Source organism: Sphingobium sp. SJ10-10 (genome assembly GCF_036038995.2).
In the GTDB taxonomy this organism is placed as follows: domain Bacteria; phylum Pseudomonadota; class Alphaproteobacteria; order Sphingomonadales; family Sphingomonadaceae; genus Sphingobium.
Map to the genome: position 1 here is coordinate 744,227 of NZ_CP158132.1, position 19,445 is coordinate 763,671.

Annotated in this window: 20 protein-coding genes; 9 read left to right on the top strand and 11 right to left on the bottom strand. The window is 61.8% G+C overall.

Annotated elements, in window-relative coordinates; all coding sequences use genetic code 11:
• Positions 1–102: 102 nt before the first annotated feature.
• Positions 103–690 (bottom strand): TetR/AcrR family transcriptional regulator, encoded by a 588-nt coding sequence (locus VVT58_RS03575; RefSeq protein WP_066558160.1) that lies wholly within the window; start codon positions 688–690, stop codon positions 103–105.
• A gap of 117 nt (positions 691–807) precedes the next feature.
• Here VVT58_RS03575 and VVT58_RS03580 point away from each other — a divergent pair, with 117 nt between their 5' ends.
• From VVT58_RS03580 to VVT58_RS03605, 6 genes are all read left to right on the top strand, one after another.
• The gene (locus tag VVT58_RS03580) at positions 808–1,971 is read left to right on the top strand and encodes an efflux RND transporter periplasmic adaptor subunit (RefSeq protein WP_327754156.1); all 1,164 of its coding nucleotides are present in this window, start codon (positions 808–810) and stop codon (positions 1,969–1,971) included.
• Positions 1,972–1,974: 3 nt separating this feature from the next.
• A complete protein-coding gene (locus VVT58_RS03585) occupies positions 1,975–5,151 on the top strand; it encodes an efflux RND transporter permease subunit (protein WP_327754155.1) in 3,177 nt (1,058 codons plus the stop codon).
• A gap of 5 nt (positions 5,152–5,156) precedes the next feature.
• On the top strand, positions 5,157–6,560 hold the full coding sequence (locus tag VVT58_RS03590) for an efflux transporter outer membrane subunit (RefSeq protein WP_327754154.1): 1,404 nt from the start codon (positions 5,157–5,159) through the stop codon (positions 6,558–6,560).
• Between the two features lie 91 nt (positions 6,561–6,651).
• Positions 6,652–7,137: a methylated-DNA--[protein]-cysteine S-methyltransferase gene (locus tag VVT58_RS03595; protein WP_327754153.1), complete on the top strand. Its 486-nt coding sequence runs from the start codon at positions 6,652–6,654 to the stop codon at positions 7,135–7,137.
• 237 nt (positions 7,138–7,374) lie between these two features.
• A complete protein-coding gene (locus VVT58_RS03600; RefSeq protein ID WP_119036636.1) occupies positions 7,375–8,739 on the top strand; it encodes a site-specific integrase in 1,365 nt (454 codons plus the stop codon).
• 26 nt (positions 8,740–8,765) lie between these two features.
• Positions 8,766–8,894, top strand: a complete 129-nt coding sequence (locus tag VVT58_RS03605; RefSeq protein ID WP_327754151.1) for a hypothetical protein — start codon at positions 8,766–8,768, stop codon at positions 8,892–8,894.
• Positions 8,895–8,972: 78 nt separating this feature from the next.
• Here VVT58_RS03605 and VVT58_RS03610 read toward each other — a convergent pair whose 3' ends face one another.
• Together VVT58_RS03610 and VVT58_RS03615 are read right to left on the bottom strand one after the other, a co-directional pair.
• Positions 8,973–9,581 (bottom strand): NAD(P)-dependent oxidoreductase, encoded by a 609-nt coding sequence (locus VVT58_RS03610; protein WP_327754150.1) that lies wholly within the window; start codon positions 9,579–9,581, stop codon positions 8,973–8,975.
• 23 nt (positions 9,582–9,604) lie between these two features.
• Positions 9,605–10,273, bottom strand: a complete 669-nt coding sequence (locus tag VVT58_RS03615; RefSeq protein ID WP_327754149.1) for a DsbA family protein — start codon at positions 10,271–10,273, stop codon at positions 9,605–9,607.
• A gap of 98 nt (positions 10,274–10,371) precedes the next feature.
• Between VVT58_RS03615 and VVT58_RS03620 the strand changes: the two genes are divergently transcribed.
• Positions 10,372–11,256 carry a LysR family transcriptional regulator gene (locus VVT58_RS03620; RefSeq protein WP_327754148.1) on the top strand — a complete coding sequence of 295 codons (885 nt, stop codon included), beginning with the start codon at positions 10,372–10,374 and terminating at the stop codon, positions 11,254–11,256.
• Between the two features lie 163 nt (positions 11,257–11,419).
• Here VVT58_RS03620 and VVT58_RS03625 read toward each other — a convergent pair whose 3' ends face one another.
• From VVT58_RS03625 to gcvA, 8 genes are all read right to left on the bottom strand, one after another.
• Entirely contained in the window at positions 11,420–11,596 is a 177-nt protein-coding gene (locus VVT58_RS03625; protein WP_327754147.1) for a hypothetical protein, read from the bottom strand.
• Between the two features lie 244 nt (positions 11,597–11,840).
• On the bottom strand, positions 11,841–11,984 hold the full coding sequence (locus tag VVT58_RS03630; RefSeq protein WP_327754146.1) for a DUF2474 domain-containing protein: 144 nt from the start codon (positions 11,982–11,984) through the stop codon (positions 11,841–11,843).
• Entirely contained in the window at positions 11,984–12,991 is a 1,008-nt protein-coding gene (gene cydB / locus VVT58_RS03635) for a cytochrome d ubiquinol oxidase subunit II (RefSeq protein ID WP_327754145.1), read from the bottom strand. The genes VVT58_RS03630 and cydB overlap by 1 nt, the downstream gene beginning before the upstream one ends.
• 11 nt (positions 12,992–13,002) lie before the next feature.
• A complete protein-coding gene (locus tag VVT58_RS03640; protein ID WP_327754144.1) occupies positions 13,003–14,418 on the bottom strand; it encodes a cytochrome ubiquinol oxidase subunit I in 1,416 nt (471 codons plus the stop codon).
• Positions 14,406–14,681, bottom strand: coding sequence for a hypothetical protein (locus VVT58_RS03645; protein ID WP_327754143.1), 276 nt, complete (start codon positions 14,679–14,681; stop codon positions 14,406–14,408). The genes VVT58_RS03640 and VVT58_RS03645 overlap by 13 nt, the downstream gene beginning before the upstream one ends.
• Before the next feature lie 11 nt (positions 14,682–14,692).
• Positions 14,693–15,229, bottom strand: coding sequence for a chromate transporter (locus VVT58_RS03650; protein WP_327754142.1), 537 nt, complete (start codon positions 15,227–15,229; stop codon positions 14,693–14,695).
• Positions 15,216–15,797, bottom strand: a complete 582-nt coding sequence (locus VVT58_RS03655; RefSeq protein ID WP_327754141.1) for a chromate transporter — start codon at positions 15,795–15,797, stop codon at positions 15,216–15,218. The genes VVT58_RS03650 and VVT58_RS03655 overlap by 14 nt, the downstream gene beginning before the upstream one ends.
• 18 nt (positions 15,798–15,815) lie before the next feature.
• Complete coding sequence (gene gcvA / locus VVT58_RS03660; RefSeq protein ID WP_327754140.1) at positions 15,816–16,781, bottom strand: transcriptional regulator GcvA; 966 nt, start codon at positions 16,779–16,781, stop codon at positions 15,816–15,818.
• A 381-nt stretch (positions 16,782–17,162) separates the two neighbouring features.
• Here gcvA and VVT58_RS03665 point away from each other — a divergent pair, with 381 nt between their 5' ends.
• Positions 17,163–17,594 (top strand): cupin domain-containing protein, encoded by a 432-nt coding sequence (locus VVT58_RS03665; protein ID WP_327754139.1) that lies wholly within the window; start codon positions 17,163–17,165, stop codon positions 17,592–17,594.
• Between the two features lie 29 nt (positions 17,595–17,623).
• Positions 17,624–19,042, top strand: coding sequence for an efflux transporter outer membrane subunit (locus VVT58_RS03670; RefSeq protein ID WP_327754138.1), 1,419 nt, complete (start codon positions 17,624–17,626; stop codon positions 19,040–19,042).
• The last annotated feature ends 403 nt before the right edge of the window (positions 19,043–19,445 follow it).

Genomic DNA, 19,445 nt, shown 5'->3' on the forward strand with positions numbered 1-19,445 from the left:
CGATTTGGGAGCGAGAATGCTTCACAGCGGCAGATGGTTGCTGCATCGCACCCCAATCGTTGCTGCAACGCGACGGAAGGAGTGGAAGCTACGCCGGACCGATCAGTCCATGGCGCGGAGCGCGGCGACGATCATGAAGGCGGCACGCTTGGCGGTGCGTTCGGCGCTGATGTCGGGCGCCGACAGGCTGCGGTGGCCAAGGCCGAACAGGCAGGCCAGGATGATTTCCTCGGCGCTTTTCAGCGCTTCCCCGGACAGGTCGGGATTGGCGACGCAGGCGAAATCGCCCAATGACTTTCGCAAGCCCCTGCACATGTCGGTGATGGTGTCGCGAACCGGCGCATTGCGGAATGCTTCGGCCAATATGTCGAAGGACAGAGCCTCATGCGGATCGTCCATGACCTCCAGCAGCAGCAGTTCGAACGTCCGCTCGATGCTGATCTCCCCCGCGTCGAGGCGGGTTTGCAAGCTCGATATGATCGTTTCGCGTTCCTGCATGTCGCTTTTCACGATGGCTTCGATAATATCTTCCTTGCCCTTGAACAGGCGGTAGATCTGGCCCACGGAAACTTGGGCGGCGGTGGCCAGTTCGGCCATTGCGCTTTGGTGGAAACCGTTGGCGGCGAACAGATCGCGGGCCGCGTTCAATATGCGGTCTCGGGCAGTCCGTTCATGTTGCGGCGCAATCAAAAATCTTCATCCCGGCTTTTTTACTCTTGAACAAATTGTGGCAGGTTCCTACCTGCGGCGCAAGCGGAATGAACGTTCATTCCAGTGATCGGCTTTAGGGAAACGGAGCAGCGACCGATGCAAAAGGGGATATTTGTCGGACTGCTCGCTTGCGCATCGACCCTGGCGCTGGGCGGTTGCGGCCAGCAACAGCAGCCGGCGCCGCCGCCCCCCGCAGTCGGCATCGTTAATGTGACGGTCGAGGCCGCGCCCCTCGTGACCGAACTTCCGGGTCGCATCGCAGCCGTCGAAACCGCGGAAGTCAGGCCACAGATTAATGGGGTCATCCGTCGCAGACTGTTTACCGAAGGCGCCTTGGTACGGGCGGGTCAACTGCTTTATGAGATCGAGGACGCCCCTTATCGTGCGGCTTTGGGACAGGCGCAGGGCGCGTTGGCGCGGTCGCAGGCATCGATCCGGGCCACGGGTTTGCAGGCGCAACGCTATAAGGAGCTGGTCGGCATAAACGCGGTCAGCCGGCAGGAGGCTGACAATGCCGCCGCCGCCGCCCAACAGGCACGCGCCGATGTCGCGGCACAGCGGGCTGCGGTGCAGGCCGCACAGGTGAACCAGGATTTCACGCGCATAAGGGCGCCGATTTCGGGGCGTATCGGCCGCTCCCTGTTCACACCGGGCGCGCTGGTGCAGGCCGGGCAAGCCGACGCCCTGGCGACGATCCAGCGGACCGACATCGTCTATGTCGACGTGACCCAGTCGGCGGCGCAGATCATCGATCTCAAGCAGGCGATGCAGGCGGGCGGCGTCAGCGCGGCCGACGGGGCGCGGGTGCAGTTGCTGCTGCCCAACGGCAGCGCCTATCCGATTGAGGGGCGGCTGCAATTTTCCGAGGTGACGGTCGACCCCAGTTCGGGCGCGGTGACGTTGCGCGCGACCTTCGCCAATCCGGATGGCCTGTTGCTGCCGGGCATGTATGTCCGCGCCAAGCTGGTCGAGGGGCAGCGCACCCAGGCGATCCTGGCGCCGCAGCAGGGCATTACTCGTGATGCGCGGGGCAGGGCTACCGCCATGGTCGTCGGGGCAGGCAACAAGGTCGAATTGCGTCAGGTCGAAACCGACCGCCCGGTGGGCGACAAATGGATCGTCACCAAGGGATTGAAGGCGGGTGACAGGCTGATCGTCGAGGGGCTGGTCAACCTGCGCCCCGGAACGGTCGTGAAGCCGGGCGCGCCGCAGCAGGTGACGGCGCCGCAGAAGCAAGCGAATTCGGGCGGAGCGAGGTAAGCGATGGCCCGCTATTTCATCGACAGGCCCATCTTCGCATGGGTCATTGCCATCGTCATCATGCTGGCCGGCGCGCTGGCATTGCGGTCGCTGGCCGTGGCGCAGTTTCCGGCCATCGCGCCGTCTACGGTGACGATTTCCACCACTTATCCCGGCGCCAACGCCCAAACGCTGGAAAGCACGACGACGCAGATCATCGAGCAGCAGCTCAAGGGCATCGACAATCTCCGCTATTTCTCCTCAAGCAGCGATTCCGCCGGCAATCTGACCATCACCCTGACTTTCGAGCAGGGCACCGACGCCGACATCGCGCAGGTGCAGGTGCAGAACAAGCTGGCCCAGGCGACGCCGCTGTTGCCGCAGGAAGTGCAGCAGCAGGGGTTGCGCGTCACCAAATCCACCTCGACCTTCCTGATGATCATGGCCGTCTATGCCGATGACGGCATTCACGACCAGCAGGATGCGGGCGATTTCGTCGCGTCGGCGCTGCAGGATCCGGTCAGCCGGGTCAACGGCGTGGGGGACACGCAGTTGCTGGGCGCGCAATATGCGATGCGGGTCTGGCTCGACCCTTATAAGATGGCCAATCTGGGAGTCACTACGGGCGACGTCAAATCGGCCATCCGGGCGCAGAATGCGCAGGTTTCGGCTGGCCAGATCGGCGGCACGCCTTCGCCCAGGGGCCAGGCGCTGAACGCCACCGTGACGGCGCAGTCGCGGCTGAAGACGCCCGAAGAGTTCCGCCAGATCAGGCTGCGCAGCAACGGCGATGGGTCAGTCGTCCATTTGTCGGATGTCGCCAGGGTCGAGCTGGGCGCGGAAAGCTACAGCTTCAGCGCGAAGTTCAACGGCCATCCGGCTGCCGGTTTCGGCGTCAAGCTGGCACCCGGCGCCAACGCGCTCGATACCGTCGACGGCGTCAAGAACCGCATCAACGAACTGTCCAAGACCTTCCCGAGCTGGGTCAAATATGACTTCCCGGTCGACAATTCGACCTTCGTGAGGCTGTCGGTGGAGCAGGTGATCCACACCTTGATCGAGGCGACCCTGCTCGTCTTCGTGGTGATGTTCCTGTTCCTGCAGAATTGGCGCGCCACGCTGATCCCGACCATTGCGGTGCCGGTGGTGCTGCTGGGATCGCTGGCGATCCTCTATGTGGCGGGTTTCACCATCAATACGCTGACCCTGTTCGGTATGGTGCTGGCGATCGGCCTGCTGGTCGACGACGCCATCGTCGTGGTCGAAAATGTCGAACGCATCATCCAGGAAGAGGGACTTAGTCCGAAGGAAGCGGCGAAAAAATCGATGGACGAGATCAGCGGCGCGCTGATCGGCATCGGCCTGGTGCTGTCGGCGGTGTTCCTGCCGATGGCGTTCTTCGGCGGGTCGACCGGCGTGATCTTCCGCCAATTCTCCATCACCATCGTCTCCGCTATGGTGCTGTCGGTGCTGGTGGCCTTGATCCTGACTCCGGCGCTCTGCGCGACGATCCTGCGGCCCAAGGGGCACAGCCATATCTGGACGGGCTTTTTCGGCTCGCGCTTCGGTCGCTTCTTCGACTGGTTCAACCGAACCTTCGACCGCAATGTCGTGCGCTATGGCGGGACGGTGGAGAAGGTCGAGCGCCGCTGGGGCCGTACGATGCTGGTCTATGGGCTGATCGTGGTCGGCATGGGACTAGTCTTCCTGCGCCTGCCGGGCGGGTTCCTGCCCGATGAGGATCAGGGGATCATCATCAACCAGGTGTCCCTGCCGACCGGATCGACGCTGGAGGAGACCGAGCGGACGCTGACCAAGGTGCGCGATCATTATTTGATCGACGAGAAGAAGAATGTCGCCGCCGTCTTCACCATTTCCGGCTTCGGTTTCGTGGGGCAGGGGCAGAATGTCGGCATCGTCTTCGCCCGCATGAAAGACTGGTCGGAGCGCAAGGGCGACGACAACAAGGTGTCCGCCATCGCCCTTCGCGCCAATGGCGCCTTCCGGAAGATTGCCGCAGGCATGGCGATCGCCTTCGTGCCGCCCGCAGTGCAGGAATTGGGCAATGCGACCGGCTTTGATTTTCAGCTCGTGGACCGGGCAGGCCTGGGCCATGAGAAGATGCTGGAGGCGCGCAACCAATTGCTGGGCATGGCGATGACCGACAAGCGGCTGGCGCAGGTGCGGCCCAACGGCCTGGAGGATACGCCGCAGCTCAAGCTGAACGTCGATCAGGCGGCGGCCGGGGCGCTGGGCATCGCGCAATCGGACGTCAACGACACGATCAGCACGGCGATGGGCAGCAGCTACGTCAACGACTTCATCGACCGCGACCGGGTGAAGCGCGTCTATGTGCAGGCCGATGCGCCCTTCCGCACAGCGCCGGATTCGATCGGCGTGCTGCATGTGCGGGGCAGTTCGGGCGTGATGGCGCCGATCTCCTCCTTCGCGACCACCGAATGGACCCATGGTCCCGCCAAGCTGGAGCGGTTCAACGGCGTGCCGTCGATGCAGATCATGGGCGCGCCCGCGCCGGGCGTTTCCACTGGCGAGGCGATGAAGGCGATGCAGGAAATGGCGGCCAAGCTGCCGGCGGGCGTCGGCTATGAATGGAACGGCATTTCCTATGAGGAGCAGACCTCCGGCGGGCAGGCGCCGGCGCTGTACGCGCTGTCGATGCTGATCGTCTTCCTGTGCCTGGCCGCGCTTTATGAAAGCTGGTCGGTGCCGATCGCGGTCATGCTGGTGGTGCCGCTGGGCGTCTTCGGGGCGGTGGTCGCCGCGGCCTTGGTCGGTCTCAACAACGACATTTATTTGCAGGTCGGCCTGATCACGACCATCGGCGTATCGGCCAAGAATGCGATCCTGATCGTGGAATTTGCCGAGGAAAAGATGCGCGAAGGGCTGCCGCCCGCTCGGGCGGCGCTGGAGGCGGGCAAGCTGCGTCTGCGGCCGATCCTGATGACCAGCTTCGCCTTCGTCTTCGGCGTGCTGCCGCTGGCGGTGGCGAAGGGCGCTGGCGCTGGTGGCCAGAATGCCATTGGTTGGGCCGTCGTCGGCGGCATGTTGTCCGCGACGGTGCTCGCCATCTTCTTCGTGCCGGTCTTCTTTACCGTGGTGAAGCGGCTGTTCCGTGAACATCACGGAAGGGAAGAAGGCGGGCCTGAGGGCAGCGCCGTGCCGGCGTCGCAGGAGGCGTGAGGATAATGAACAAGATCAAGCTCTTCCCGGCCGCTGCCCTGGCGCTGACGCTCGCAGCCTGCGACATGGCGCCAAAATATGTGCGGCCGACGCTGCCCGTGCCGGAAGCCAGCCCGCAGGGACCGTCTTATACCGTGACGGAGGGACAGGCGATCGCTCCGGCGGATACGGCGTGGAAGGATTTCTTTGTCGATCCGCGCCTGGCCCGGGTCATCGAAACGTCGCTCGCCAATAATCGCGACCTGCGCGTGGCGCTCGCCAATGTCGAGCAGGCGAGGGCGCAATATAGGGTGCAGCGGGCGGATATCTTTCCGACCCTTGGCGCCAATGGCAGCGCGACCTATCAGGATCAGCCCTTCGCCCAACAGGGCGTATCGGGGCGAACGGACATCTACAGCGCCTCGGTCGGCGTGTCGGCGTGGGAAATCGACCTGTTCGGGCGGATCCGCAATCTGGCTAAGGCGGGGCAGGAGCAATATTTCGCTTCGGTCGAGAACCGCAATGCCGCGCAGACCGCGCTGATCGCGGAAGTCGCGAATGCCTGGCTCAGCATGGCGGCGGATCAGGAGCGACTGAAGATCGCCCGCGATCTGCAGAAGGCTTTCGGCCAGACGCTGGATCTCACAAAGGCGCGCTTTGCCAAGGGGATAGCGTCGGAACTGGAAGTGCGGCAGGCGCAGACCAGCTATGACCAGGCGCGTTCCGACATTGCCCAGACGACGACCCTGGTCGCGCAGGACCAGAATGCACTGAATCTGCTGGCCGGAGCGACTGTGCCAGCGGAGGATCTGCCTACGGCGATGCCGGATGGGGATGTTACACTGGCCAATCTGCCGGCGGACCTGCCTTCCACGGCTTTGCTGCGGCGGCCGGACATCATGGCGGCGGAGCATCAGCTATTGGCGGCCAATGCCAATATCGGTGCGGCGCGTGCGGCTTTCTTCCCGAAAATCTCGCTGACCGCGGCATTCGGGACGATGAGCCTTGGCCTTTCCAATCTGTTCAAGTCAGGCAGCGATTATTGGTCGGTGGCGCCTTCGGCCAGCCTGCCGATCTTCGATTTCGGGCGCAATCAAGGCAATTTGCGTTATGCGCGGGCAAGCTATGACGCGATGGTCGCGACCTATGAGAAGAGCGTGCAGACCGGCTTTCGTGAGGTTGCCGATGCGCTTGCCCGGCGCGGCACGATGACGGCGCAGATGGAGGCGCAGACGTCTTTGCGGGATTCCGCGCGGGTCGGTTATCGACTGTCGGAAGCGCGCTTCCGGGCGGGGGTCGATGGTTTTCTGACCACGCTGGATTCCCAGCGGACGCTCTACAATGCGGAACAGAGCCTGCTGGCGACGCGGCTGACACGGGCGACGAACATGGTCGAACTGTATCGCGCCATGGGCGGCGGCCTCAAATAAGCACGCCCGCCGCTTTGATCGCAAGCGGCGGGAAGGCGCTCCGCCTATCATGTCCTATGCTTGCACCATCAAATGATGGAAAGGATGGGGTATGAACTACGCATATCGGATGATGGCCTCACCCGTCGGTGAACTGACGCTGGTGGCAAGCGAGAAGGGGCTGGCGGCGGTCCTGTGGGAAAATGATGACCCGAAGCACGTCAGGCTGGAGCCGCGGGTCGAGCGCGGCGATCACCCTCTGCTGGATAAGGCCGGGCAGCAGCTTGGCGAATATTTTGCCGGACAGCGGGAGGCATTCGATCTGCCGCTCGATTTCAAGGGTACGGATTTCCAGAAGCGGGTCTGGGCGGCTCTCCTGACCATCCCCTTTGGCGAAACGCGCAGCTATGCCGATATTGCAAGCCAGATCGGCAAACCCTCCGCCTACCGGGCCGTGGGGGCCGCCAATGGCCGCAATCCGATTTCGATCATTGCGCCTTGCCACCGCGTCGTGGGAGCGAATGGTGCGCTTACCGGCTTTGCGGGTGGCTTGAAGGCCAAGCAATATCTGCTTGAACTGGAAGGAAGATCATTCTGACGGCCATGCAAAAATGGTGCACCCAAGAGGATTCGAACCTCTGGCCTTTGCCTTCGGAGCTAGAACTACACCGCTACGAAAGGCTTGCCAACTCAACGCTAGAGCACGCTAACATACTGTTTTAACAGTAGTTTATTGACTATAAGGGTTCTCTGCGCTACTCCAATGACCCCCACAGTTTTCGATCCAGTGGTGAGTTTTTGGTGAGTTTTTTGAGCCCGCTCTAGCGAGGTGCATGTGTCGAAACTTACGAAAACCGTCGTGGACAAGGCCGAGCCACGCGACAAGCAATATACCGTTTGGTGCGGTGAGCTAAAGGGCTTCGGCGTGTTCGTCCTGCCCTCCGGCACCCGGACCTACTTCGTCGATTACCGGAACGCCAACAATGTGCGACGCCGGATGAAGTTGGGCCGGCACGGTCAGATCACCGCCGAGCAGGCTCGCACGCTGGCCATTCAAGCCCTGGCGGATGTCTCCAAGGGCAACGACCCGCTCGAAGATCGGAACAGCGCGCGCAAGGCTATCTCGGTGAAGGAGCTGTGCGAGCTATACATTGCCGAACTCGATGCCGGCCGCATCCTCGGCAAGGGCGGGCGGCCGAAGAAGGCCAGCACCAAGATCACCGACCTCGGCCGGATCAACCGCCACATCATCCCGCTTCTGGGCAAGAAGCGCGTCACGCACGTCACCAAGGCGGACGTGACGGCCATGATGAAGGACATCATGGCGGGCAAGACGCGCGGGATCGAGAAGACCGAGAAGCTGCGCGGTAAGTCGATCGTGCGCGGCGGCATCGGCGTCGCCAGCCGCACCGTTGGCCTCCTGGGCGGCATTTTCACCTATGCGCGGGACGAGCTAGGCATCATTGACGTGAATCCAGCGCACGGCGTCCGCAAGCCCAAGGACGCGGTGCGATCGCGGCGCCTAAACGAGGACGAGTATCGCACGCTCGGTCTCATCCTCACCAAGGCCGCCGAAGACGAACGCTACACTCGCACCGTCGAGATGATCCGACAGATCGCCATGTCGGGCTGTCGCCGCAGTGAGATCATCAAGCTGCGCAAGGACGAACTCGACACCGCGGGAAGCTGCTTCAGGTTCGAGGATACGAAGGAGGGCCAGTCGGTCCGGCCGATGGGCTTGCCTGTTCTGGAGTATTTCGACGAACAGGATATGAGCAGCGACAGCCCCTACGTGTTTCCGGGCACGCGAAACAGCGACAAGCCGTTCGGCAGCTTCCCCCGGCATTGGGCGAAGATTTTTGCCGACACGGAGTTGGCCGACCTCACCGCGCATGTGCTGCGTCACAGCTTCGCCAGTATGGCGAATGATCTGGGCTTCACAGAGATCACCATCGCGGCGCTGCTCGGTCATGCGTCTGGGTCGGTCACAAGCCGGTACGTGCATACGCTTGATGCGGCGCTCGTCATGGCAGCGGATACGGTCTCTGGATATATCGATGCGCTGCTTAGCGGAGCGAAGCTATCCCATACGCACTACGCGCTCGATCGCAGCTCCAGAAAGGCGGCGCTGGTCCGCTTTCTGACGCCGCGCCCGGAAGCGCCGCCCCAACCGGAAGAACCGGAACGCCTCGCGGCCTGATGGACCTGGGCGATGCGGCGTGAGGCATGAGCGAGTTTGGCGAAGGCTATCGGGACGTTAGGGTATGCGGTTTCGAGCGCGACCGGGCGATGCTGCTGGCTGGCATAGAGAACGGCCAGCTCGACATCGCCATCATGATCGGCGAGGCACCCTAGCCGAGACGCCCTTCGGCGCGCTCGCTTGGAAAGGTGCGGCGGGCGAGCTGCCGCACACGATGTCTGAGATTTCAGGCTTTAGTAACCGACGGTGAAGCGCTGCCGGACGTGGGTCGGCGTTTCGATCTCGTCCACGAGCGCGACGGCAAAATCCTCGAAGGAAATGTTGCTGCCGTTCTCGTTGGCCAGGAGCTGGTCCTTGCCGAGGCGGAACCTTCCTGTGCGCTCGCCGGGCTCGAAGACGGCCGACGGCGCGAGGAAGGTCCAGTTCAGCGTGTCTTCGGCCTTGAGCTTGTCGAGGAAGTCCACGCCCGCCTGCGCCTCGACCTTGTAGATCTCGGGGAATTCCGGGGTATCGAGCAGCATCTTGCCGGGCGCCACTTCCAGGCCGCCGGCCCCGCCGACGACGTAATAGCGGCGCACGCCGGAAGCCTTGACGGCAGCGATGAGCTTGTTCGCATCACTTGCGGAAAAGAGCACCGAGCTGATGACCAGATCATGGCCTTTCACAAGCTCGGCAAGCGCCTCCATGGCTTCGATGTCGCCCGCAATCGCGGTGACGCCGGGAAGCGAAGCGACCCTGGCAGGGTCACGCGCAATGGCGGTGACGGTATGCCCGCGGTTCGAAAGCTCGGCCAGAATGCGCGAGCCGACCCGGCCGGAAGCGCCAATAAGAGCGATGTTCATGATTATATCCTTTCTGTTGAGAGTTATGCGGTGACGGTGAGGTCTTCGATCGCTGCAATCAGGCGGTCGGGGCCGTTGTAAAGAATTTCGCCGTCGAGAGCGGTCGGCTTGCCATCGATCATGGCCACCAGTTGGGGCACGCCACGGATGCCGAGTTCGTTCATGCGGCCCTGCGACGCTTCGATGCGGTCGAGCGTGCGCCGGCGCAGTTCGGCATCGTTGCGCAACTTCTCGGCAAAGTCTTCGGCCGTCAGATCGATCCCGTTCTCGCCGGCGACCGCAACGGCCACCTTCGCCACGTCCTCTTCCCTGGCCGTGTCGCGCCCATCGATATAGCGGGCGATCTGCACGGCATGGAGGAAGGCGGGTTCGAGCTTTGCATCGCGTTCGCCCAGCGCCTGCAACGCCAGCGTGGCGGGGGCAGAGGTGAACTCCCCATCGGGGGCGAGCAGGACATCCCGGTGGTAGCGCTCGGTATATTGCTGGCCGGTCAGCGACTGGATGCGCTGGTCGTTGCGCCAGGCGTGATCGGCCATGGACGAGACCGGCCTGCCGCCGAAGAACAGTCCGGACGGCATCATGCGCAATTGGCCAGGGAATCTGACGGCGAGCCCTTCGAGAGCCGGTGCGCTGGCATAGCACCAGCCGCAGAAGGGATCGAAGAAATATTGGAGTTCGATGGTCTTGGTCATAGCTGTCTCCTTTTGTCGAAGACATATATACTGTCGCACAAAATGGAGATAAATGGCGATATGATCGACAGAATGTTGCATAGAATGAACGAATAACTATGGACCGGATTACGGCGGCCCGCGTTTTCATCGAGACCGTCGAGCGCGGCAGCGCCACGGCGGCGGCCGAGGCGCTGGACATGTCGCGCGCCATGGCGTCCCGCTATATCGCCTCGATCGAGGACTGGTCGGGGACGCGGCTGCTGCACCGCACGACGCGACGGCTCAGCCTGACCTCGGCCGGCGAGCGCGTCCTCGAACTGTGCAGGGAAATGGTCCGCATCGCCGACACGGTCTCCGAGGTGGCGGCAGACGCCGCAACGCCCGTGGGCCGGTTGAGAGTGACCGCCCCGACCATTCTCGCCGACGCGCTTCTTGTCCCGTTGCTGGCGGAATTTGCGCGCGCCTATCCCTGCATTAACGTGGCTCTGCTCATTTCCGACCGGCCCGTGGATCTGGTGCAGGACCGGATCGACGTCGCCATCCGGATCGCCAACAACCTCGACCCGGCGCTTATCGCCAGGCGTTTGGGAACATGTCCCTCACAGCTTTATGCCGCGCCGGCCTATCTGGACGCTCGCGGGCGTCCGGCCGGCGTCGACGACCTGAGAGAACATCAGTGCCTGACCTACACCAATCTGGGCGGCGCCGAATGGACGCTCCAGGACGGGCACACCCGGGTCTTGATACCGGTGGCGGGCAGCTTCGAGACCAACGACACGGTGGCCCTGCGTCGCGCGGCGATCGCCGGCATGGGGATCGCGATGCTGCCGCGCTTTGCCGCCGAACAAGACGTCCGGGACGGCAGGCTCGAAACGGTGCTTGCGCAATGGCAGCCCGAAACATTGGGCATCCACGCTCTTTACGTTTCCCGCCGTCATCTGCCGATGGCAGCGCGCGTACTGATCGATTTCCTCGGAAAAAATTGTGACGTAAGAGAATGAAACAGGTGGGTCTGCTTTTCCGCACCAAGAGCGGGGGATCTGTTTCCTAACCCCGACATGACCCCGATCGACTATTTCAATCATCCCGCTCCTCACCTCATCTGCTCGACATCGGAGATTGCGGACGGTCGGATGCTGACCCTTGAAGATCGGCGGCCTGAAATCATGCACGCCGAGCATTCCCGAATTCGCGCGCGGCTTGGATAAAGGCGCTGAAAGCGGCACGGGGATTTTTGCGGCCGGGATAATAGGGGCAAAGCGGGGCGACCGACGGCATCCAGTCTTCGAGAACGCGTTCGAGCCATCCGGCGGCAATGTTGTCGCCAATATCGGCTTCCATGAAGAAGCCAATGCCCGCGCCGCCGAGAACTGCAAGCCGAACCAGGCTCGACTTATTGAGGGTTCAGGCGCAAGCGTGCTACACACGCCCGTTTGCGTAGATGACCGATTTTCCAACTCTGTCGCTTGGAAGCGGTCGGGCAGGAATCCACCCCTGTGCTGCCATTCAGCCGCCGCTCCATTTGGGAGGGTCACGGAGGGCCATAGCGTGTAGACGTAGTTCCCCGTTTCGTCGTTCTCGGCCCCTACACGGTCAGTCCGGCCATATTCATCAGCAGGCGGAACAGGACCGCGACGATCGCCAGCACGCCGACGCTGGCCCCCCAGATCAGCACGAGCCAGCCGATACGGCGCGGCCAGAGCTTCTTGTCCCGCCTGTCGGACGACATCAGTGATAGCCCTCGCCGGGCTTCACCTTGCCGCGGAAGACGTAATAGGACCAGGCGGTGTAGACGAGGATGAAGGGGATGATGAGCAGCGCGCCGACGAGCGTGAAGCCCATGCTTTGCGCCGGGCCGGCGGCATCCCAGATCGAGACTCCCGGCGGAATGATGTTGGGCCACAGACTGATCCCGAACCCGGTATATCCAAGAAACAGCAGAAACAGCGCCAGGATGAATGGCGCGGCGTGACTCTCACGCTTCAGACTCCTCAGAAGCGCCCATGTCGCCAGCACGACCAGCACCGGGACGGGTGCGAAGAAGAACAGGTTGGGCAGGGAGAACCAGCGGGCTGCGATGTCGGCATGGACGAAAGGTGTCCAGAGACTGACGATGACGGTGGCTGCGAGGACGGCCAAGGTGATCGGCGTGCCCAGCGCGCGCATCCGCTGCTGCAACGCCCCTTCGGTTTTCATGACGAGCCAGGTCGCCCCGAGCAGCGCATAGCCGATGACCAGCGCGACGCCGGTGAACAGGCTGAATGGGGACAGCCAGTCGAGGAACCCGCCGGCATAGGAGCCCTCGCTGACCTCGAAACCGTTGATGAACCCGCCGAGCGCCAGCCCCTGCGAGAAGGTCGCGATATAGGATCCCCACATGAAGGCCTTGTCCCAGAACGGCTTGTGCGCCTCGTCCGCCTTGAAGCGAAATTCGAAGGCGACGCCGCGCCAGATCAGGCCGGCCAGCATCATCATCAGCGGCAGATAGAGCGCGCTCAGGATCACGGCATAAGCGAGCGGGAAGGCCGCCAGAAGCGCCGCGCCGCCAAGCACCAGCCATGTCTCGTTGCCATCCCAGACCGGCGCCACGCTGTTGACCATGACATCCCGGTCCTCCCGGCCCTTCACGAAGGGGAACAGGATGCCGATGCCCAGGTCGAAGCCGTCCATGATGACATACATCATCAGCCCGAAGCCGATGATGATCGCCCAGATCAGAGGAAGATCGATACCCATGTTCATCCTCCTCAATAAGGCGACGGATCGATGTCGTCGGGTGCGGCCGAGAGCGGCCGCGCCGGACGTTGCGCCTGGGCGAGGTCGTGCGGGGGCGCTTCATCCTCGCCTGGATGCGGCCCTTTGGCGACGAGCTTGAGCATGTAGCTGATGCCGGTTCCGAACACGATGGCATACATGACGATGAAGACGATCAGCGTGGTCGAAAGCACCAGCGCCGAATGGTTCGAGACCGCGTCGCTTGTGCGCATCACCCCATAGACGATCCAGGGCTGACGACCGATCTCGGTGGTAAACCAACCGGCGAGGATGGCGATCAGGCCGGCCGGTCCCATCCACATGGCAAAGCGCAGGAAAAGCTTCGATCGGAACAGTCCGCCGCGCCAGCGCAGCCACAGGCTCCAGACGCCGAGCACCAGCATCAGCAGCCCGAGCCCGACCATGATGCGGAAGCTCCAGAACACCACGAGCGAATTCGGGCGGTCCTCGCGGGCGAATTCCTTGAGCCCCGGAAACTGGCCGTTCCACTCATGCGTGAGGATCAGGCTGCCGAGATGGGGTATCTCCACGGCGTAGCGCGTCGTCTCCGCTTCCATGTCGGGCATCCCGAACAGGATGAGCGGCACCCCCTCGCCGGGCGTGTTCTCCCAATGCCCCTCCATCGCCGCGATCTTGGCCGGTTGGTGCTTCAGCGTGTTCAGGCCGTGTATGTCGCCGATGAAGATCTGGACCGGCGCGACGATGAGCAGCATCCACATCGCCATCGACAGCATCGTGCGCACGCGCGGCGTGTCGTTGCCGCGCAGGAGATGCCAAGCTCCCGAAGCGCCGACGAAGAGCGCCGTCGCGAGGAAGGCGGCCACCGTCATATGGGCGAGGCGATAGGGGAAGGACGGATTGAAGATCACCTTGAACCAGTCGACCGGAACGACGACGTCGTTGATGATCTCATAACCCTGCGGCGTCTGCATCCAGCTGTTCGACGCCAGAATCCAGGTCGCCGAGATCAAGGTGCCGAGCGCCACCATGATGGTCGAGAAGAAATGGAGGCCCGGCCCGACCCTGCTCCAGCCGAACAGCATGACGCCCAGGAAGCCCGCTTCGAGGAAGAAGGCCGTCAACACCTCATAAGCGAGCAGCGGGCCGGTGATCGAGCCGGCGAAGGAGGAGAAATAGCTCCAGTTGGTGCCGAATTGATAGGCCATGACCAGGCCGGAAACGACACCCATGGCGAAATTGACAGCGAAGATCTTCGACCAGAAATGGTAGAGGTCGCGATAGACCGTGTTTTTCCTCCACAGCCACAACCCTTCGAGGACGACGAGATAGCTGGCGAGGCCGATGGTGATCGCGGGAAAGATGATGTGGAAGGAGATGGTGAAGCCGAACTGGATGCGCGCCAGTTCCAGTGCGGTCAGTCCGAACATGCCATTCCCCCCTGCGCCTCGTTCTCCGCGTCGGCCTCAGCAACGATCGATAGCCCAGGTGGCAGTGTGAAAGCCACAACGGGTTTGGGCCTGGCATCGACCGAGAGGCTGAAAATATCCGGGCGCACATAATGGCCGACCACGTCGAGGTCGTATTTGCCGCGCGCGATAATGCGGCGGTCCAGTTCCGCAAGCTGGATTGTTTCACCGGAAAAATCCGGTTCGACGAGCACATTGCCGAGCGGGTCGATGATGCAGGACATATCGGGCGGATTTAGGTGAGACTCTGCAGAACACCGAGGGCGTGAACAGTAGTTGAAATAACACCAGCAGCAAGAAGAATCCAAATTGTGTCAATGTTCGTCCTCAGAAGGAATGCAAAGCTAACCAAGGCGATCACTATATCGACAGGATTCGTAAGCGCATCTTTAGCGAGAGGGATGGCCGAAGCGACCAGAAGGCCCGCGCTTGCGGTTATGACAGCATCTAAAATTGAGCGCACACGCGGATTTTTCATCTTGCGCCCAACAAAATGGGTCATTGGAATGATAAGAAACGCAGGTGTAATCGTTGCCAGCCAACCAGTGATCGCGCCCGGAATGCCAGCGACGAAGTAGCCAACGCTGACAAAATATAATCCCACGGGTCCTGGCACGCTCCGCGTAATCATGACCGCTTCGTTCAACTGCGCGGTAGTGAGGACGTGGCTATGAATGACTAGGCTATCTTGGATTACTGGCAATGACGCAAGTCCAGAAAAAGCCGTCAAAGACCCTCGTAAGAATACGATATAGAGTTCAAATAAATTCATCGGTATCCCGTGTAACGACTGCGCCTGTCAGTGCTGCTAGCAATAGAACGTCGAAAGCGGGGACACGAAAAAAGGTGTAAAGCACGAAGGCTGTAATCGCGATGATGACAACACGAGGCTTGGCGCGGCCGTGCAATTGGGAATGGGCGATCTCCCAACCGGCTTTGACGGTGATTGAAACTGCGGCGGCAATAGCGCCATGGATCGCGGGTTGAGCCCAAGGATTGTGCTGCAAATCACGGAATAATGCCGTCGCGGCAAAGATTATTAGGCTGCAAGGGATGGAGCCCGCCAACAATGCGATTACGGCACCGGGAATGCCGCGCAATGTCCAGCCCACGCCCGTTCCGAAAGCAAAGAGGTTCGTACCGGGCGCGAGCCGAGCCAAGATGAAAACAAGATTGAACTGATCATTGGTGAGCCAATGACGCTTATGGAATATCTCCCGGTACATGACCGCCACGCCGGCGCTTCCGCCCCCTAAAGTGAAATTGCCGTACCGGACGGAAACGTAAGCGATCTCTGCTAAGGAAGGTGGCTTAGAAGGTTGGGATTCGAGATTTTCCATTCGTACCCCTTCTGGAGATCACCGTGTAACCGCCGACATGAACTCTTTAAGGTGCGATGCAGCCGTAAGCGGTTGTGTCGAACTTAGCTTCTTATACGCTTGGCGTTGCAACTCTGCTTCACTGTGCAGCCACTCGCGGAACGCCAATAACGCTGGATCCTTCTTACGCATCGGCCGATAGGCCAGATACCAGTCTTCATATTTAAGCTCGCTGACAGGAAAGGGGGAAACCAGACGGCCTGCCGCCAGCGCGTCACTGACATACGGAAGTTGTGCGACGGCGATTCCTACGCCATCAAGAACGGCTTGGATTGCCATCGCGGAACTCTCGAACAGCACCTCATTTGCAGGCTGGATCGACGCATGCAGGCCTGCCGCTTGGAACCACCAAGTCCATTGTTCACGCAAATGAGCAACGACGATTAAGGTGGCACTGCTGAGATCGCGAGGGTGCCGCAAGCCTGCTGCGATCGTCGGCGTGCAGACTGGTATCAGTGTCGACGCGAAGAGTTCTTCGGCAGCATAACCAGGCCAGTCACCAGTGCCGCGCCGCACGGCGCATGTCCAATCGTCGCGCATCGGATGCATTGCACCGCCGGCAGAGACTCGTACCTCAACATCGGGATGGTTGCGATTGAAGTTCGTCAACCGCGGAATAAGCCAGTGCAAAGCAAAGGCCGGGGAAACTCCTACGTTGAGCACCGGCCCTGCCTGCATCACGGTCACCTGCTCGGTGAGTCGCGCGATCGCATCGAAGGCGTCTGTAAGGCCTGGCTGGAAAGCCCGACCCTGATCGGTAAATTCAAGCTTGTTCGCACGACGATGGAAAAGCCCGAACCCGAGCTGATTCTCCAGAAGTCGCACCATATGGCTCACGGCCGTTGACGTGACATTCAATTCCTCTGCTGCCGCCTTGAAGCTGCCATGCCTTCCAGCCGCTTCGAAGGCGCGCAAACCGTTCAAAGAGGGTAGTTGGCGATGCATTGAGACCCCTAATATATGTTGGGCTAACCGTGAGAAATTTGCGTTTGCTACCTATGCCTATCGGAGCAATCTTAAGCGCAGAGGCGGATAATTTCTATGCGTAAATTTGCTCCCGGTATCAAAATCGCCATTGGCTTGATTGCCGTTGCAATCATAGTGGTGGCCATTGCAAGCCTGGTTCCACGAGGGCCCATGCACCACGGGTGGGACTGGCCTTGGCACGATTGGTGGCATTCTCAGACCGGCAGTGCAGTTGGCCTCAGCAGCAAGGTCCGATGATAGCGTAAGCTGGCGGGCAGCCACAGCCTGACCCGGCTATCCATCCAGCAACGAGCTCGCGCCATGCGGCTCTATGGTGGCCCGACGTGCGAGGAGCTTCAAATGACGACCATATCGAGCATCCCAAGAATCATGGTCGCGGCAATGGGCGCCTTGTGTATCCTTCAAGCAGCGCCGGCCGCGAGCCAGGTAAAGCATGGTGTGATACCGCACGCGCCGCTCCTGAAAACGCTCTTGCCCGGTACGGCGAACGTCGAGGTCGCGGTTTACGAGACGGAATATGCTCCCGGCGCGATCAATCCGCGACACCTCCATCCGGCGGCCGTCACCTTCTATGTCGTGTCAGGAACAGGTGTTTGGCAGGAGGAGGGGAGGCCCGCGGTAACGCTGCGCGCGGGCGACAGCTTGTATGTTCCTGCCGGCACGATCCATTCTCACTGGAATCCCAGCGCAACGAAGCCTCTACGGTTCCTGGAGTTCATCGTAGCCGAGAAAGGGAAAGGGCGCTCTATTCCGGATCCCATAAAAAAGTGAGATTCCATGGGCTCCAAGGGAGCGACTGCATGACCGCAGGCCTCCCCGCACTTCTCGCTCTCGCCGGGTGCAGCCTGGCGCCGGCCTATCACCGGCCTGATCCGGCCATCCCGCCATCGTGGTCGGCTGGCGCACCAGACCTGCGAGCCGACGAAGCAGCGCTGCCGGCGGTCAGCTACCGCGAAATATTCCGCGATCCGCATCTGCTAGCGATCATCGGCCAGGCACTGGCCAACAATCAGGACCTGCGCGTGGCACTCGCAAATGTTGCGGCGGCGCGCGCGCAATCGCGAGTGGCGCAAGCGCAGATACTGCCGCAGCTGGACGTCACCGCCGGTGCCGACGTCCGGCATGGCGAAGCGGGCGGCGCCAGCAACAACCTTCCCGGCAAGAGCTACGCGCTCGACGGCGGTCTCAGCGGCTTCGAAGTGGACCTGTTCGGACGGTTGAGCAACCTGAGCACGGCCGCCTTCAATGAATATCTGGGGACCGAAGCAGCGCTGCGGTCGGCACGGCTGACCTTGGTGGCGCAGGTTGCCGTCACCTACTTGACCCTTGCCGCCGATCGCAGCCTGCTGGCCATCGCGGTTGATACGGAGGACAGTGCGACACGCAGCGTTGAACTCACCCGAGTGCGGTTGGCGGGTGGGCTCGCCCCGCGCACCGATCTGCGTCAGGCCGAGACCATTCTGTCGCAGGCGCAGTCGGACAAGGCGCAACTGACTACGCAGGTCGCGCAGGATCGTGCCGAGCTCGACCTGCTGGTCGGCGCGCCGGTCGCCGACGCGGACCTGCCGGCGGCGATCGAAACGGTCGAGGGGCTGCGGGCAGCGATACCGGCTGGGCTCGATTCGCGAATTCTGCTACGACGGCCCGACGTCGTCCAGGCGGAATATGCGCTGCGCGCCGCCAACGCCCGCATCGGTGCCGCCCGTGCCGCCTTTTTCCCAACCATCTCGCTGACCGCCGTCGCCGGACTAGCAAGCACCGCCTTGTCGGCGCTGTTCACCGGTGGCGCGTTCAATTGGCAGGTCGCCCCGCAAGCAACGCTGCCGATCTTCGACGGCGGTGCCAATCGCGGCAATCTGGCCTTTGCGAAGGCCGAGCGCGACGCGGCGACAGCCAAGTATCAGAAGGCGATCCAGACCGCGTTCAGCGATGTCGCCACCGCCCTCGCACGGCGCGCGACGATCGATGATCAATTGGCCGCCGATACCAGGCTTGAGGCCGCCGCCGCCGACACGCTGACCCTGGTCACCGCGCGTTACCAGCGCGGAATCGACACATACCTTGACCTTCTGGATGCTCAGCGGACGCTGTATCAGGCACGCCGCACCGTCGCCAACACGCGGCTGGTGCGCGCCACCAACCTAGTTGCCGTCTACCGTGCGCTCGGCGGCGACCAGCTTGTCGACACCCTGCCTCCGCCGACCGGCAATGGCGGCTAAGCCGCCTCTCTTTTGGCTGCCCGACTGGCTTCGACACCGATGTCGGGGCGCCGGGCTGAGGCACAGCGGCAATGTCGCAGCCTATGCCGCGTAGCCGCTTCAAAGGCGCGTCATCCTCTCAAAGAGAATAGATGGCAAGTCATTATGACCATAAACTTAGATTGGGCTAACGGTGAGAAATTCGCATTTGTTGCCCAAGATTATTGGGGGCATCTTGTACGGCATAGCGGAGAATTACTATGCGTAAATTTGCTCATGACGTCAAAACGATCATCGGTTTGTTCGTTGCCATAAGCATAGTGGTGGACTCTGGCAACACGGTGGGGCAATAGTGAATCCGCCTGCTAGGCGCCGCCCTATCCGACAACGTCGTATCGTTCTCATTTGCGCGATTACCGCTCTC

Bases quoted from the DNA above. Each gene is read 5' to 3' on its own strand.
- VVT58_RS03645 (WP_327754143.1), bottom strand. From the start codon at position 14,681: ATGTCCTGCATCATCGACCCGCTCGGCAATGTGCTCGTCGAACCGGAT.
- VVT58_RS03605 (WP_327754151.1), top strand. From the start codon at position 8,766: ATGAGCGAGTTTGGCGAAGGCTATCGGGACGTTAGGGTATGCGGTTTC.
- VVT58_RS03585 (WP_327754155.1), top strand. From the start codon at position 1,975: ATGGCCCGCTATTTCATCGACAGGCCCATCTTCGCATGGGTCATTGCC.
- VVT58_RS03655 (WP_327754141.1), bottom strand. From the start codon at position 15,797: ATGGAAAATCTCGAATCCCAACCTTCTAAGCCACCTTCCTTAGCAGAG.
- VVT58_RS03590 (WP_327754154.1), top strand. From the start codon at position 5,157: ATGAACAAGATCAAGCTCTTCCCGGCCGCTGCCCTGGCGCTGACGCTC.
- VVT58_RS03650 (WP_327754142.1), bottom strand. From the start codon at position 15,229: ATGAATTTATTTGAACTCTATATCGTATTCTTACGAGGGTCTTTGACG.
- cydB (WP_327754145.1), bottom strand. From the start codon at position 12,991: ATGGGTATCGATCTTCCTCTGATCTGGGCGATCATCATCGGCTTCGGG.
- VVT58_RS03615 (WP_327754149.1), bottom strand. From the start codon at position 10,273: ATGACCAAGACCATCGAACTCCAATATTTCTTCGATCCCTTCTGCGGC.
- VVT58_RS03595 (WP_327754153.1), top strand. From the start codon at position 6,652: ATGAACTACGCATATCGGATGATGGCCTCACCCGTCGGTGAACTGACG.
- VVT58_RS03620 (WP_327754148.1), top strand. From the start codon at position 10,372: ATGGACCGGATTACGGCGGCCCGCGTTTTCATCGAGACCGTCGAGCGC.
- VVT58_RS03625 (WP_327754147.1), bottom strand. From the start codon at position 11,596: ATGGAAGCCGATATTGGCGACAACATTGCCGCCGGATGGCTCGAACGC.
- VVT58_RS03580 (WP_327754156.1), top strand. From the start codon at position 808: ATGCAAAAGGGGATATTTGTCGGACTGCTCGCTTGCGCATCGACCCTG.
- VVT58_RS03640 (WP_327754144.1), bottom strand. From the start codon at position 14,418: ATGTTCGGACTGACCGCACTGGAACTGGCGCGCATCCAGTTCGGCTTC.
- gcvA (WP_327754140.1), bottom strand. From the start codon at position 16,781: ATGCATCGCCAACTACCCTCTTTGAACGGTTTGCGCGCCTTCGAAGCG.
- VVT58_RS03610 (WP_327754150.1), bottom strand. From the start codon at position 9,581: ATGAACATCGCTCTTATTGGCGCTTCCGGCCGGGTCGGCTCGCGCATT.
- VVT58_RS03665 (WP_327754139.1), top strand. From the start codon at position 17,163: ATGACGACCATATCGAGCATCCCAAGAATCATGGTCGCGGCAATGGGC.
- VVT58_RS03630 (WP_327754146.1), bottom strand. From the start codon at position 11,984: ATGTCGTCCGACAGGCGGGACAAGAAGCTCTGGCCGCGCCGTATCGGC.
- VVT58_RS03670 (WP_327754138.1), top strand. From the start codon at position 17,624: ATGACCGCAGGCCTCCCCGCACTTCTCGCTCTCGCCGGGTGCAGCCTG.